General features: G+C 65.7%; 12 protein-coding genes. 5 read left to right on the top strand and 7 right to left on the bottom strand.

Going from position 1 to position 13,840, the window contains the following annotated elements:
* Positions 1–50 precede the first annotated feature (50 nt).
* Positions 51–815 carry an RNA methyltransferase gene (locus MY55_RS10400; protein WP_043576479.1) on the top strand — a complete coding sequence of 255 codons (765 nt, stop codon included), beginning with the start codon at positions 51–53 and terminating at the stop codon, positions 813–815.
* Positions 805–1,710: a DUF1853 family protein gene (locus MY55_RS10395; RefSeq protein WP_080509438.1), complete on the top strand. Its 906-nt coding sequence runs from the start codon at positions 805–807 to the stop codon at positions 1,708–1,710. The genes MY55_RS10400 and MY55_RS10395 overlap by 11 nt, the downstream gene beginning before the upstream one ends.
* Before the next feature lie 45 nt (positions 1,711–1,755).
* Here the strand turns inward: MY55_RS10395 and fnr are convergent, their stop codons facing one another.
* Positions 1,756–2,502, bottom strand: coding sequence for a fumarate/nitrate reduction transcriptional regulator Fnr (fnr, locus tag MY55_RS10390; protein ID WP_043576482.1), 747 nt, complete (start codon positions 2,500–2,502; stop codon positions 1,756–1,758).
* A gap of 106 nt (positions 2,503–2,608) precedes the next feature.
* On the opposite strand from fnr, the gene hemN reads away from it, so the two are divergent.
* Together hemN and MY55_RS10380 are read left to right on the top strand one after the other, a co-directional pair.
* A complete protein-coding gene (gene hemN / locus MY55_RS10385) occupies positions 2,609–4,015 on the top strand; it encodes an oxygen-independent coproporphyrinogen III oxidase (RefSeq protein WP_065202334.1) in 1,407 nt (468 codons plus the stop codon).
* A gap of 160 nt (positions 4,016–4,175) precedes the next feature.
* Complete coding sequence (locus tag MY55_RS10380) at positions 4,176–6,191, top strand: methyl-accepting chemotaxis protein (RefSeq protein WP_065202333.1); 2,016 nt, start codon at positions 4,176–4,178, stop codon at positions 6,189–6,191.
* A 62-nt stretch (positions 6,192–6,253) separates the two neighbouring features.
* Here MY55_RS10380 and MY55_RS10375 read toward each other — a convergent pair whose 3' ends face one another.
* Entirely contained in the window at positions 6,254–7,669 is a 1,416-nt protein-coding gene (locus MY55_RS10375) for an alanine/glycine:cation symporter family protein (protein WP_099049631.1), read from the bottom strand.
* 455 nt (positions 7,670–8,124) lie between these two features.
* On the opposite strand from MY55_RS10375, the gene MY55_RS10370 reads away from it, so the two are divergent.
* Positions 8,125–8,856 (top strand): substrate-binding periplasmic protein, encoded by a 732-nt coding sequence (locus MY55_RS10370; protein ID WP_043576733.1) that lies wholly within the window; start codon positions 8,125–8,127, stop codon positions 8,854–8,856.
* Between the two features lies 1 nt (position 8,857).
* On the opposite strand, the gene ugpQ is transcribed toward MY55_RS10370, so the two are convergent.
* The 5 genes from ugpQ to ugpB are packed head-to-tail and all read right to left on the bottom strand — an operon-like array spanning position 8,858 to position 13,805.
* Entirely contained in the window at positions 8,858–9,610 is a 753-nt protein-coding gene (ugpQ, locus tag MY55_RS10365) for a glycerophosphodiester phosphodiesterase (RefSeq protein WP_065202332.1), read from the bottom strand.
* The gene (locus MY55_RS10360) at positions 9,573–10,685 is read right to left on the bottom strand and encodes a sn-glycerol-3-phosphate import ATP-binding protein UgpC (RefSeq protein WP_065202331.1); all 1,113 of its coding nucleotides are present in this window, start codon (positions 10,683–10,685) and stop codon (positions 9,573–9,575) included. Before MY55_RS10360 ends, ugpQ begins: the two co-directional genes overlap by 38 nt.
* Positions 10,686–10,698: 13 nt before the next feature.
* On the bottom strand, positions 10,699–11,538 hold the full coding sequence (ugpE, locus tag MY55_RS10355; protein ID WP_047237654.1) for a sn-glycerol-3-phosphate ABC transporter permease UgpE: 840 nt from the start codon (positions 11,536–11,538) through the stop codon (positions 10,699–10,701).
* Positions 11,538–12,419 carry a sn-glycerol-3-phosphate ABC transporter permease UgpA gene (gene ugpA / locus MY55_RS10350; RefSeq protein ID WP_043576503.1) on the bottom strand — a complete coding sequence of 294 codons (882 nt, stop codon included), beginning with the start codon at positions 12,417–12,419 and terminating at the stop codon, positions 11,538–11,540. The genes ugpE and ugpA overlap by 1 nt, the downstream gene beginning before the upstream one ends.
* A gap of 57 nt (positions 12,420–12,476) precedes the next feature.
* Positions 12,477–13,805, bottom strand: coding sequence for a sn-glycerol-3-phosphate ABC transporter substrate-binding protein UgpB (gene ugpB / locus MY55_RS10345; protein WP_043576735.1), 1,329 nt, complete (start codon positions 13,803–13,805; stop codon positions 12,477–12,479).
* Positions 13,806–13,840 lie beyond the last annotated feature (35 nt).

Here is a 13,840-nt window from a genome sequence, read left to right as displayed (position 1 = left end):
CTGGGCGCGGGCTTTTGATATATGCCCGCTATTTTAATGTGAAACCGCCAATGAATAAACCCCAAGTACCTGATTTTCTGAAAAACATCCGCATCGTGCTGGCCAGGCCCAACCATCCGGGCAACATCGGCTCGGCCGCTCGCGCGATGAAAACCATGGGGCTGACCCGCCTCTACCTGGTGGAACCCAAGGTGTTTCCCAGCGACGAAGCCAACGCGCTGGCCTCCGGCGCGGTGGACGTGCTGGAGAGCGCCACCGTGGTCGGCTCGCTGCAAGAGGCGCTGGCCGACGTCACCGTCGCCTGCGCGCTGACCAGCCGCCGCCGCGAGCTGACCACCCCGCTGTCCACCCCGCGCGAAACCACGCCCGAGCTGGTGGCGCGCGCGCGCGACGGCGAGCAGGTGGCGCTGGTTTTCGGCAACGAAACCTTCGGCCTGTCGATCGAGGAAGTGGAGCAGTGCAACCGCCTGGTCACCATCCCCGGCAACCCCGACTACTTCTCGCTGAACCTGGCGATGGCGGTGCAGGTGATGACCTACGAGCTGTTCAGCCACACCGGCGTGAACGTGGAATACCTGCGCGCCGACGGCGAAGCCGCCACCCAGGGCGAGGTGGAAGGCATGTGCGGCCACCTGGAGCAGGCGATGGACGACATCGGCTACTTCCGCCGCCGCAACAGCGAGCGGCTGATGCGCCGCATGCGCGCGCTGTTCAACCGTTCCGGCGTGCTGCGCGACGAAATCGACATCCTGCGCGGCTTCTTCAAGCAGGTGCAGCGCGCCGCCGACGGCAGCCTGAAACGGGATGAAGACTGAACAGCCGTTCTCTCTGCCCTACGCACACCCGGCGGTGCGCGATCTCGCCTTCCTGCTGACCTCCCCCTCCCCCTGGCCATCCGGCGCCGACCTGCCGCCCGAGCGGCTGCTGGGCGCCGACGGCGCGGCGCTGCTGGGCCGGCTGGAGCGCGAGCCGGCGCCGCTGCTGGACTGGCTGGCGGCGTCCCATCCCAAGCGGCTGGGAAAATATGCCGAAAGACTGTTTTCTTTCTGGTTCCGCACCGCGCCGCACATTCGCCTGGCGGCGGAAAATCTCACCGTCATCAACGAAACGCGCCGCACCCTGGGCGAATTCGACTTCCTGCTGTGGCTGGACGGCGAACCCTGGCACCTGGAAACCGCCAGCAAATTCTACCTGCAACTGGGCAACGGGCCGGACACGCTGGTCGGCCCCAGCCTGCGCGATGCCTGGCGGCTGAAAGCGACCAAACTCGCAACACAATTGCAACTGAGCCGCCATCCCGCGGCCGCCGCGCAACTGCCCGATGGCTTCGCCGCCTGCCAGACCGGCGCGCGCCTGAGCGGCTGGCTGTTCTACCCCGCCGGCCAGGCCTGGCCGCCACCCTCCGGCGCATTGCGCGGCTGGCACGCGCCGCTGCTGCCGGCCTGGCCGCAAACGCTGCCCGGCTCGCGCTGGGCCTGGCTGCCACGCCTGTCCTGGCTGGCGCCGGCCTTGCTCGACGCATCCCGCGTCCACAGCCAGGCCGCGCTGCGCGAACAACTGCTGGCCTGCGCCGCGCCGCAGCTGGTGGCGGAGCTGCAGCCGGCCGGCGGCGGCCTGTGGCGGGAGACAGCGCGCGGCTTCGTCACCCCGGACGGCTGGCCCGATCCGGCCCGGTTGGCGGAGCTGCAAAGCAAACTGCCGCAGCCATGAAAAAAGGCAGGTCCGAAGACCTGCCTTTTTTGCCCAGCGGCGGGCTCAGTGGCCGTTGGCGTGCACGCAGCCGGCGATCAGGTTTTTCAACTCCTCCACCTTCACCAGCTGGATGTGCTTGTGATCGACAGTGATCCAGCCCTGCTGCTGGAACTTGGACAGCGTGCGGCTGACCGTCTCCAGCTTCAGGCCGAGGAAGCTGCCGATTTCCTCGCGGCTCATCCGCAGGATGAAGTCGTTGGCGGCGAAGCCGCGGGTGGACAGCCGTTGCGACAGGTTCAGCAGGAAGGCGGCGATGCGCTCCTCCGCCTTCATATTGCCGAGCAGCAGCATCACGTTCTGGTCGCGCACGATCTCGCGGCTCATCAGCCGATAAAAGTGATGCTGCAGGCTGGGAATGTCGCGGCTCAGCGACTCCATCCGGTTGAACGGCAGCTCGCACACCTCGCTGTCCTCCAGCGCGATGGCGTCGCAGCTGTGGTTGTTGGTGGAGATGCCGTCCAGGCCCATCAGCTCGCCGGACATCAAGAAGCCGGTCACCTGCTCGCGGCCATCCTGGCTGGCGACGCAGGTCTTGAAGAAGCCGGTGCGCACCGCGTACAGCGACTTGAAGCCCTCGCCGCTGCGGAACAGGTACTCGCCGCGCTTCAGGCGGCGGCTCTGGCGGATCACCGTATCCAGCTGGCTCATCTCCTCGCGGTTGAGGCCGACCGGCAGGCACAGCTCGCGCAGGCTGCAGCTGGAGCAGGAAATTTTCAGTGTGTGTAACGCTGTATGGTTTTGTTCAGACATGCTGTGTTTGCTGCAAGCTGGTGAAGCTTGACCCTTGTCAATGCGGAATTCGCAGGTTTTGCGCAAATTTACCAGTCCACCAGAAGTTTTACCATCCGAATACGACATGAAAACCACCCATCCGTTTTCCCCCGCCCATTTCGAGTTCGACCGAGAGCTGATCGAACGCCTGGATGGATCGGGACCAAGATACACGTCATACCCGACTGCGGATCGCTTTACGCCGGGTTTCTCAGCACATGACTACCAGCACGGCCTGCAGCAGCGCCGCATCGGCGCCAACCGCAAACCTTTATCATTGTACGCTCATATACCATTTTGCAACACAGTTTGTTATTACTGCGCCTGCAACAAGATCATCACCAAAAACAAGAGCAAGGCCGACCAATACCTGGGCTACCTGGAAAAGGAAATCCTGCTGGTGGCCGAACAGCTGGGCTGCCGGGAAAAGGTGATACAGCTGCACTTCGGCGGCGGCACCCCCACCTTCCTCGACGACGGCCAGTTGGCGCGGCTGATGACCATGCTCGGCACGCATTTCGAGTTCCTGAGCGACGGAGAATATTCCATTGAGATCGATCCGCGCAAGGTAAAACGCGAAACCATGTTCCGCCTGGCAGAATATGGCTTCAACCGGATCAGCGTCGGCGTGCAGGATTTCGACCCCGCGGTGCAGCGCGCCGTCAACCGCGTGCAGAGCGAACAGGAAACCCGCCAGGTGATAGCAGCCGGGCGCGAGGCCGGCATGAAGTCGGTCAGCCTGGACCTGATCTACGGCCTGCCGCTGCAAAGCCGCGACTCGATGCTGCGCACGCTGGAAAAGGCCATCGCCCTCGATCCCGACCGGCTGGCGCTGTACAACTACGCCCACCTGCCGACGGTGTTCATGCCGCAGCGCCGCATCAACGAAGCCGACCTGCCCAGCGCAGCCGCCAAGCTGGACATCCTGCAGGACGCGGTCAAGATGCTGAGCGACGCCGGCTACGTGTTCATCGGCATGGACCACTTCGCCAAGCCGGACGACGAGCTGGCGGTGGCGCTGCGCCAGGGCCGGCTGCAACGCAATTTCCAGGGCTACTCCACCCACGCCGACTGCGACATGCTGGCTTTCGGCGTGTCGTCCATCGGCAAGGTGGGCTCCAGCTACAGCCAGAACGACAAGACGCTGGAAGGCTATTACGCCGCGCTGGACGAGGGGCGCCTGCCGGTGGTGCGCGGGCTGACGCTGGACAAGGACGACGTGCTGCGCCGCACCATCATCCAGGGGCTGATGTGCCGCTTCTCGCTGTCGATCGAGGCGATAGAAGACATCTACGCCATCAATTTCGCCCAATATTTTGCGGCGGAAATGCCACAGATACGCGAATTCCAGCAGCAGGGGCTGCTGTCTTTCGATGGCGACTTCCTGATGGTGGAGCCCAAGGGCCGCTTCCTGATCCGCAATATCGCCATGATTTTCGACCGCCACCTGCGCGAACGCCGCACCCACGCCCGCTACTCGAAGACCATCTGAGCGCCCCCGCCGGCCACCGCGCCGGCGGCCCTGGCCGCATCCTCCCTGAATCCCGCCTTGCGCTAAGCGGATTCACTTATACAGTGAAGAGCGAAGCACGCCGTTCGCATGTCCGGTGCGGGAGCGTTGTAATCATGGTCGATATCGAAGGAGCCCCGCCATGTCCACCCCCATCGTCAGGCTGATGCAGCGCCTGAGCTATCCCCAGCGCTTCGCCGTGATCGGCCTGGTCTTCGCCATCGCCCTGCTCTATCTGGTATACGGCTTGTACCGCAGCAATCAGGACAATATCGACTCCACCGCCAAGGAAAGAGTGGGCGTGGTCTACATGCAACCGCTGGCCGCGATGCTGGCGCAAGCCCAGCAGGCCCAGGAGCTGGCAGTGCGCGCGGCCCTGGGCGACGCCCAGGCCGGCAACGAGCTGCCCGCCGCCGCCCAGCAGCTGCAGGCCAGATGGCAGGCGTTGCAGGACAGCAACAGCCGGCTGGGGGCGGAACTGGCCAGCGACGCCGCCTGGAAAGACGCCGCCGCGGCCTGGGACAAGCTGAAAACCGCGCCGTCCGGCTCGGCCGAACAATGGATAGCCGCCTACGGCAATCTCAGCGACAAGCTGAACAATCTGATCGGCGCCATCAGCGACAACTCCAACCTGACGCTGGACCCCGACATCGACACCTATTACCTGATGGACGCCGCCACCGCCAAGCTGACCACGCTGGTCAGCCATCTGGGCGAGGCCAACGCCGTCGCCGCGCTGGCAGCGGCCAACCATCCGCTCGCCCCCGCCCAGCGCGACCGGCTGGTGGAGCTGCGGCCGCTGATCGCCGAGGTCAACGACGGCCTGGCCGGCGACATCGCCAAGGCAGTCGCCTACAACCCCAGCCTGAAGCCGGACATGGCAACCCAGGCGGACAAGCTGGCGGCGGTGCTGAAAAACCAGCTGCCGGCGATAGACGACGCGGTCGGCGGCAAGACCGGCGCCGCCGGCCTCAAAGTGGCCGGCCACAGCGCCGACGCCGCCCAGGCCGTCTCCGCCTACATCGCCGCCGGCTTGCGGCAGCTGGACCAGCTGCTGCAAGCGCGGATAGACCGCACCGCCAATCAGCGCAACACCTATATCGCCATCGGCGTGGCGTCGATGCTGCTGGCCATTTTCCTGTTCCAGCAGCTCTATCTGTCGATCACGCTGCAGCTGGGCGGCGAGCCGCTTTACGTGCAACAGGTGGTAGAGCAGCTGGCGGCGGGCCGGCTGGACACCCGCATCCAATTGCGCGACCGCGATGAAATCAGCCTGCTGGCGGCGATCCGCCAGATGCGCAACCAGCTGCGGGAAACCGTGGCCCAGCTGCTGGACACCGCGCGCGAAACCCACCGCGCGGCCGACGCGATGGCGCTGAGCGCGCAAAGCATCACCGCCGGCAGCGCCCAGCAGAACGAGGCCGCCGCCAGCATGGCCGCGGCGATAGAGCAGCTGAGCACCAGCCTGTCGGTATGCGCCGAGCAGTCGGAACAGGCCGACCGCCTGTCCAGCGACGCCGCCAGCCGCTCATCCGACGGCAACCGGGTGATCGCCGCCACCGCCAGCAGCATGGACGGCATCGTCCGCGACGTGTCGTCGGTGTCCGACACCATCTCCGACCTGGGCCGCCAATCCCAATCCATCGCCGGGATCGTCGACGTGATCCGCGACGTCGCCGATCAGACCAATCTCTTGGCCTTGAACGCGGCGATCGAGGCGGCGCGCGCCGGCGAAATGGGCCGCGGCTTCGCTGTGGTGGCCGACGAAGTGAGAAAGCTGGCCGAGCGCACCGCGCTGTCCACCACCGAGATCAGCACTATCGTCGGCCAGATCCAGAACACCGCGCAAAAGGGCAACGACAGCATGCAGCTGGGCATGAAAGCCATCATGACCGGCCAGGAGCGCGCTCGCGAGGCCGGCTCCAGCATGGACAACATCCGCCACTGCGTCGGCGACGTACTGGACAGCATCCACCAGATCACGTCCTCGCTGCGCGAACAAAGCAGCGCCAGCCAGACGCTGGCGCTGAGCGTGGAGCAGGTGGCGCGGATGTCCGAGCAAAACAGCCTGGCGATGCGCGACAGCGCGCAAACCGCCGGCGAACTGCAGGCGATCTCGCAGCGGCTGATGGGGCTGGCCGAGCGCTTCACCGTCTGAGCCGGCCAGCAAAAAGCCCGCCGGATGCGGCGGGCTGGGTCATCGCAAACAAACCGCCGCGCTTACCAGATGCCCTTCTCCACCTTGGCGGCCAGCTCCGGATACTGGTCCGCCTTGAATTCCGGCGCGGCGACGCCGGCCTTCAGCTGGCGCTGGTAATCGCCCAGCACGATGAAGAAATAGCGCGACAGCAGCGCGATGGCCGCCAGATTGATCAGCGCCATCAGCCCCATCGCCAGGTCGGCCATGTCCCACACCAGCGGCAAGCTGGCCAGCGAGCCGAACAGCACCATCGCCAGCACCACCAGGCGGAAGGCCAGCAATGCTTTCTTGCTGTTGCGGATGAACTCGACGTTGCCCTCGGCGTAAGCGTAATTGCCGAGAATGGACGAGAAGGCGAACAGGAACATCGCCACCGCTAGGAAGGACACGCCTATCGGGCCGAACTGCGACTCGATGGCCTTCTGCGTCAGCGCCACCCCGCTCAGGCCCTGGTCGTGCGCGCCGGACAGCAGGATGATGGCGGCGGTTGCGGTGCAGATCACCATGGTGTCGATGAACACGCCGAACATCTGGATCGCGCCCTGGCTGGCCGGATGTTTGGAAGTGGCCGTCGCCGCGGCATTCGGCGCCGAGCCCATGCCGGCCTCGTTGGAAAACAGGCCGCGCTTGATGCCCAGCATCATCGCCTGGCTCACCGCGTAGCCGGCCACGCCGCCGGCGGCCTGCTCCAGCCCCAGCGCGCTCTTGACGATCAGCAGCACCAGGCCCGGCAGCTCCGCCGCGTGGATGGCCAGCACGTAGAAGGCCATCGCCAGATAGATCAGCGCCATCACCGGCACCAGCCACTCCGCCACCCGCGCCACCGCGCGCACGCCGCCGAAGATCACCGGCGCGGTCAGCGCCACCAGCGCCAGCCCCACCGCCCACGGCTGCCAGCCCCAGGCGCCCTGGGTGGCGGCGACGATGGAGTTGGCCTGCACCGCGTTGAACACCAGGCCGAAAGCCAGGATCAGGCACAGCGCGAACAACACCCCCAGCCAGCGCTGGCCCAGGCCTTTCTGGATGTAGTAGGCCGGGCCGCCGCGGAAGGTGTCGTCGTGGTGGCTGGTCTTGAACAGCTGCGCCAGCGTCGATTCGACAAAGGCGCTGGACATGCCGAGCAAGGCGGTCAGCCACATCCAGAACACCGCGCCGGGGCCGCCAGCGGCGATGGCGATGGCCACCCCGGCGATATTGCCGGTACCGACCCGGCTGGCCAGCCCGGTGGCGAAGGCCTGGAACGGCGAGATGTCGTCCTTGCTGACATGGCCGCCGCGGCCGCCCACCATCTCGCGCCAGCCGCGGGAAAACAGCCGCAGCTGCAGCAGGCCGGAACGCAGGCTGAAATACAGGCCGACCGCCAGCAGCAGGGCGATCAGGATCTTGCCCCACAGCACGTCGTTGATCGCGCCGATCAAAGAATGAAACAACTGCATGATTCTCCTTAGGACATCTGAGCGAAGCCCTCCCCGTTCCGGCGGCGCAGGCCGCGGAAGCGAAGGAGGGAAAGTTTGGAACAGTCCCGGTCTGACGCCGGGATGGGAACGATGCCGTGAGAGCCGGCATGGCATTCGGTGTGAGCCCCTGCCGAATATCGCCCGCGCGCAAGCGCGATCGGGTCGAATCTAGCAAAAGAAAGCGATTGATGGCAATTCAACGTTGGCCATGCCGGATAAACGGCGAAATCATTGCCAGCCACTCAGCGCTATATAAGAAAAAAGAAGTCCGGCCCAGCCCGGCTTAGCAACGGATAGACCCGCGCGCGCATGCGGATGGCAAGGCGAACCTCCGGCGCAACAAATATTCCCGTCCGCCGCGTCGGGCATCGCGATGCTAAGCTGAAGCGAATGGCGGCGCGCGCGGCGGCCATTCCCAGTCCGAAGGCGAAATGATGAAATACGGCAGCGTCCTGTTCCTGCTCTGGAGCCTGTTCTGCATGGCGGCCGCCCCCGCTCCCTGGCGGCTGGTCGCCGACGCCAGCTTCGAACCCTACAGTTATCTGGGGCAGGACGAGCGCACGCCGCAAGGGCTGGATGTGGAACTGGTGCGGGCGGTGATGCTAGAAATCGGCGCGCCGTTTCGCATCAGCCTGCTGCCGTGGGAAAGAGTGAAACTGCAGTTGGCGCAGAAGGAAGCGGATGCAGGCTTCGTCTTCACCGGCACCGCCGAGCGGCGCGCGCAATACGATCTGGTGGGGCCGCTGCGCAAGGGCCAAACCGTGTTCATCACCCTGAGCCAGGGCCCGCTGCAATACTGGCGCGTGCTGGACGACCTCAAGCCCTACCTGATAGGCCAGGTGCACGGCTACGCCTACGACACCGATTTCGACAAGGCGGATCTGGAGCGCGATCTGCACGCCACCTCGCCGCGCCAGCTGGTGGCGATGCTGCTGGCCGGCAGGGTGGATGTCATCGTCGGCGACAAGCTGCAGCTGCTGTATTTCATCCAGCAACTACAGGGGGAAAGCCAGGTGCGGGTGCTGTCCAAGCCGCTGGTGGAAATGCCGCGCTACGTGGCCTTCGCCAAGGGAGATCCGCGCGCGCGGCAGTTCGAGGCGGCGCTGAAGCGGCTGCAGCAGAACGGCGCGCTGCAGCCGATATTCCAGCGCTGGTCGCAGCGCTGATCTAGCCGCGCGCCGGCAGCAGATCCAGCCTGTCGGTGCACAGGCTGTCCACGCCCCAGGCCAGCAGCCGGCGGGCATCGGCCGGGTCGTTGACCGTGTAGCACAGCAATTGGTAGCCGGCGGCCTTGATGCCGCGCGCCAGCGGCTCGGTCAGGGTTTTATGGTCGCAATGCAGCGCCACGCAATCCAGCTCCGCCAGAATGGCGCGCCAGTCGGCCGGGATCTCCTCGCACAGGAAGGCGCGCGGCAGCGCCGGCTCGGCGGCCTGGGCCGCGCGCAGCGCCTCGATCTCGAACGAGGACAGCAAAGGCGGCACCGCCGCGCCGGCCCACAGCCGCGCGGCTTCTTGCGCCACCAGCCGGCCGGTTTCCTCGAAACGGCCCGGGCAAGGCTTGATCTCGATATTCAGCAGCATATCCTGCGCCAGGCAATAGGCCGCCACATTGGCCAGCGTAGGCAACGCCTCGCCGGCGAAAGCGCCGCCCTTCCAGCCGCCGGCGTCCAGCTGCGACAGCTCGGCCATGGTCTTGCCCTGGGCCGCGCCCTTGCCGTTGCTGGTGCGGTCCACCGTGTCGTCGTGCAGCAGGAAGCAGACGTTGTCGGCCGATAGCTTCACATCGCACTCGGCGGCGCGGTAGCCGTAGCGAATGCCTTCGCGGAAGCCGGCGACGGTGTTTTCCGGCGCCAGCGTGCCGCCGCCGCGGTGGGCGACGAATTCAGGATACGGCCAGGCTTGCTTGTTCTGCTGCGGCATGCGCGATTCTCCGTTGATTCTCTGCGTCGAACAGGTGCAGCGCCTCGGCGCGCACCGTCACTTCCAGCCGGCTGCCCGGCTCGGGCCGGTGGCCATGGGCCAGCCGCGCCACCACGTTGTGGCCGGCCATCAGGCCGTAAACGTAATTGTCGGCGCCCAGCATCTCCACGCTGTCCACCCGCAGGCTGAGCGCCTCGCCGCCCTCGTCCGCCGCGCGCAAATGCTCGGGCCGGATGCCGACCTTCAGCTTGCGGCCGGCCAGCGCCGGCGCGGCCGCCGGCAGCGCCAGCGACACGCCGTCGCCCAGCAGCAGCCGCTCGCCGCGCTCGTCCGCCTGCGCGTCGAACAGATTCATTCCCGGCGAGCCCATGAAGCCGGCGACGAAGGCGCTGGCCGGCCGGTCGTAGATTTCGTCCGGCGCGCCGATCTGCTCGATATGGCCCTTGTTCAATACGATCACGCGGTCGGCCAGCGTCATCGCCTCCACCTGGTCGTGGGTGACGTACAGGCTGGTGGTGGCCAGCCGGCGATGCAGGCGCTGGATTTCCAGCCGCATCTGGCCGCGCAGCTTGGCGTCGAGGTTGGACAGCGGCTCGTCGAACAGGAACACCGCCGGCTCGCGCACGATGGCGCGGCCCATCGCCACGCGCTGGCGCTGGCCGCCGGACAGCTCGCGCGGCTTGCGCTGCAACAGCTGCTCCAGCTCCAGCACCGCCGCCACCTTCAGCACTCGCTCCATCACCTCGGCCTTTTTCAGGCCCTTGAGCTTGAGCGCGTAGCCCATGTTCTCCGCCACCGTCATGTGCGGATACAGCGCGTAGTTCTGGAACACCATCGCAATGTCGCGGTCCTTGGGCTCCAGCTGATTCACCAGCCGCTCGCCGATGCGGATCTCGCCGTCCTCGGTGCTCTCCAGCCCGGCCACCATCCGCAGCAGCGTGGACTTGCCGCAGCCGGACGGGCCGACGATGACCACGAACTCGCCGTCGGCGATCTCCACCGAAATCTCTTCCAGCACCCGGCGCTCAGCGCCGGGATAGCGCTTGGCGATGTTCTTCAGACTTAGTTTTGCCATTTGGCGCTCTTTCTCATTTCTCGTTGTCCACCAGGCCCTTGACGAACCAGCGCTGCATGCCGATCACCACCAGCAGCGGCGGCAGCAGGGTCAAGAGCGCGGACGCCATCACCAGGTGCCACTGCACCGCGCCCTCGCCCAGCATGCCCTTGATCGCGATCACCGAAGTGGACATCGCCGGATCGTGGGTGACCAAGAGCGGCCACAGATACTGGTTCCAGCCGTAGATGAAGGTGATCACGAACAAGGCCGCGATATTGGTGCGCGACAAGGGCAGCACCACGTCAATCAGGAAGCGGATCGGCCCCGCGCCGTCCACCCGCGACGCCTCCATCAATTCCTTGGGCAGCGTCATGAAGAACTGCCGCAGCAGGAAGGTGGCGGTGGCGGACGCGATCAAGGGCAGCGTCAGGCCGGTATAGCTGTTGATCAGCCCCATCTTGGTCACCACTTCCACCGTCGGGAAGATGCGCACCTCCACCGGCAGCATCAGCGTGGCGAAGATCAGTGCGAAGCCGGTCTTGCGCAAGGGGAAGCGGAAATAGACGATGGCGTAAGCCGACAGGAAGGAAATCACGATCTTGCCGACGGCGATCAGCATCGCCATCACGAAGCTGTTCCACAGCGTGCGCGCCAACGGCACCGCCAACCCGCCGCTGCCGCTCCACAGCACGGTGGAGAGGTTGGTCCACAGCTGGCTGCCGGGCAGCAGCGACAGCGGCACCCGCGTCACCTGATCGGCGTCCTGGCTGGCGGCGGCGAACATCAGATACAAGGGGAAGGCCACCACCAGCATGCCCGCGATCAGCATCGCGTGGCAGAACAGGTCCAGCCCTTTGCGGTTCTCCACCATCAGTACTGCACCTTTCTTTCCACGTAACGGAACTGGACCAGCGTCAACAGGCCGACCACCGCCATCAGCACCACCGACTGCGCGGCCGAGCTGCCCAGATCCAGGCCCTTGAAGCCTTCCAGGTATACCTTGAGGATCATGGTCTCGGTGGACTTGCCCGGCCCGCCGCCGGTGGCCGCGTCTATCACCGCGAAGGTATCGAAGAAGGCGTACACCAGGTTGACCACCAGCAGGAAGAAACTGGTCGGCGACAACAGCGGAAACACCAGGTCGCGGAAGCGGCGCAGAGGGCCGGCGCCGTCTATCGCGGCGGCTTCAATCAAGGACGCCGGTATCGCCTGCAGGCCGGCGTAGAAGAACAGGAAGTTGTAGCTGATCTGCTTCCAGGCCGAAGCCAGCACCACCAAGAGCAGCGCCTGGCCGCCGTTGAGCGCGTGGTTCCACTCGTAGCCGGCCTCGCGCAGCAGATAGCTGATCCAGCCGAGACTGGGGTTGAACAGGAACAGCCACAGCACCGCCACCACCGACGGCGCGATCGCGTACGGAGCGATCAGCACCGTCTGGTAGATGCGGCGGCCGCGCGTGATCTGGTTGGCCATCACCGCCAGGATCAGCGCGCTGCCGGTGCCCAGCAAGGTCACCAGCGCGCTGAACAGCAGCGTGGTCTGGATGGTGCCCAGATACAGCGGGTCATGGAACAGCAGGCTGAAATTGGCCAGGCCGACGAACTGGCTGTCCAGGCCGAACGGGTCCTGCTGCTGCACCGACTGCCACAAGGCCTCCAGCGCCGGCCACAGGAAGAAGATCAAGGTGATCGCCAGCTGCGGCGCCATCAAGGCGAAGCCCAGCCAGCGATTGGAAAAATGAATGCGATTCTGCATGCGTGGACTCTATCGAGAAAAACGGGCGGCCTCGCGGCGCGCCCGTTTCCGGAGGGATCAGTTGGCGGTTTTCTCGAAACGGCGCAGCAGCTCGTTGCCGCGCAGCACGGCGCTGTCCAGCGCCTGCTTGGCGGTCTTCTTGCCGGTCCACACCTCTTCCAGCTCCTCGTCCATCACGGTGCGGATCTGCGGCATATAGCCCAGGCGCAGGCCGCGGGTGTAGGACTTGGGCGGCTTGTTCTGCATCTGGCGGGTGGCGATGTCGGCGCCCGGGTTCTTGTCGTAGAAGCCCTGCTTGCGCGACAAATCATAGGCGGCGTTCACCACCGGCAGATAGCCGGTGTCCTGGTGCCATTTGGCCATCACTTCCGGCGACACCAGCATCTTGAAGAAGCGGGCCACGCCCTTGTACTCGGCCGGGGACTTGCCGGCCATCACCCACAGGCTGGCGCCGCCGATCAAGGCGTTTTGCGGCGCGCCCTTCACCGCCGGATCGTACGGCATCATGCCCATGCCGAAGTTGAACTTGGCGTTCTTGCGGATATTGGCCAGCGAGCCGGAGCTGCCGGTCATGATGCCGCACTCGCCGCTGTAGAACTTCAGCGTGGCCTCGTCCTTGCGGCCGGCGTAGCTGAAGGCACCGTCCTTGGCCATCTTGGCCAGGAATTCGATGTGCTTGACCTGCACCGGGCCGTTGAACTGCAGCGTCGCGCCGGCGCCGCCGAAGCCGTTGTCCAGGCTGGCGAACGGCAGGCTGTGCCAGGCGCTGAAGTTCTCCAGTTGCACCCAGCCCTGCCAGCCGGTGCTGTAGCCGCAGCGCATGCCGGAAGCCTTCAGCTTGGCGGCGGCGGCGGCCAGTTCCGGCCAGGTCTTGGGCGGCGCCTCCGGCAGGCCGGCTTTCTTGAACGCGTCCTTGTTGTAGTACAGCACCGGGGTGGACGCATTAAACGGCAAGGACAGCAGGTGGCCGGTCTTGGCGTCGCTGTAATAGCTGGCCACCGCCGGAATGAAGGCCTTCTCGTCCAGTTTCTCGCCGGCGTCGGCCATCACCTGGTACACCGGCTTGACCGCCTTCTTGGCCTGGATCATGGTGGCGGTGCCCACTTCGAACACCTGCACGATGGCCGGCGCGTTGCCGCTGCGGTAGGCGGCGATGGCGGCCGCCAGCGATTCGTCGTACTGGCCCTTGTACACCGGCACCACCTTGTAGTCTTTCTGGCTGGCGTTGAACTGCGCGGCGATGGCGTTGACCCGGTCGCCGAGCGAGCCTTCCATCGAATGCCAGAACTGGATTTCGGTGGCGGCGTGAGCCGGCAGCGACAAGGCCAGCGTCAGCGGCGCGAGCGCGGCGGCGCGGCGTAAAGTGCGGGAAAGGGCTAGGGACATCGGCTTCTCCATTTATCATTATGGCGGCTGGCATT

The organism is Chromobacterium subtsugae (assembly GCF_001676875.1).
GTDB lineage: Bacteria > Pseudomonadota > Gammaproteobacteria > Burkholderiales > Chromobacteriaceae > Chromobacterium > Chromobacterium subtsugae.
The sequence above is the reverse complement of the archived record's forward strand: the minus strand, read 5'-3'. Positions and strand labels throughout refer to the sequence as shown.

Bases quoted from the DNA above. Each gene is read 5' to 3' on its own strand.
- ugpQ (WP_065202332.1), bottom strand. From the start codon at position 9,610: ATGCCGCAGCAGAACAAGCAAGCCTGGCCGTATCCTGAATTCGTCGCC.
- ugpE (WP_047237654.1), bottom strand. From the start codon at position 11,538: ATGGTGGAGAACCGCAAAGGGCTGGACCTGTTCTGCCACGCGATGCTG.
- MY55_RS10380 (WP_065202333.1), top strand. From the start codon at position 4,176: ATGTCCACCCCCATCGTCAGGCTGATGCAGCGCCTGAGCTATCCCCAG.
- MY55_RS10360 (WP_065202331.1), bottom strand. From the start codon at position 10,685: ATGGCAAAACTAAGTCTGAAGAACATCGCCAAGCGCTATCCCGGCGCT.
- MY55_RS10395 (WP_080509438.1), top strand. From the start codon at position 805: ATGAAGACTGAACAGCCGTTCTCTCTGCCCTACGCACACCCGGCGGTG.
- fnr (WP_043576482.1), bottom strand. From the start codon at position 2,502: ATGTCTGAACAAAACCATACAGCGTTACACACACTGAAAATTTCCTGC.
- ugpB (WP_043576735.1), bottom strand. From the start codon at position 13,805: ATGTCCCTAGCCCTTTCCCGCACTTTACGCCGCGCCGCCGCGCTCGCG.
- hemN (WP_065202334.1), top strand. From the start codon at position 2,609: ATGAAAACCACCCATCCGTTTTCCCCCGCCCATTTCGAGTTCGACCGA.
- MY55_RS10370 (WP_043576733.1), top strand. From the start codon at position 8,125: ATGAAATACGGCAGCGTCCTGTTCCTGCTCTGGAGCCTGTTCTGCATG.
- MY55_RS10400 (WP_043576479.1), top strand. From the start codon at position 51: ATGAATAAACCCCAAGTACCTGATTTTCTGAAAAACATCCGCATCGTG.
- MY55_RS10375 (WP_099049631.1), bottom strand. From the start codon at position 7,669: ATGCAGTTGTTTCATTCTTTGATCGGCGCGATCAACGACGTGCTGTGG.
- ugpA (WP_043576503.1), bottom strand. From the start codon at position 12,419: ATGCAGAATCGCATTCATTTTTCCAATCGCTGGCTGGGCTTCGCCTTG.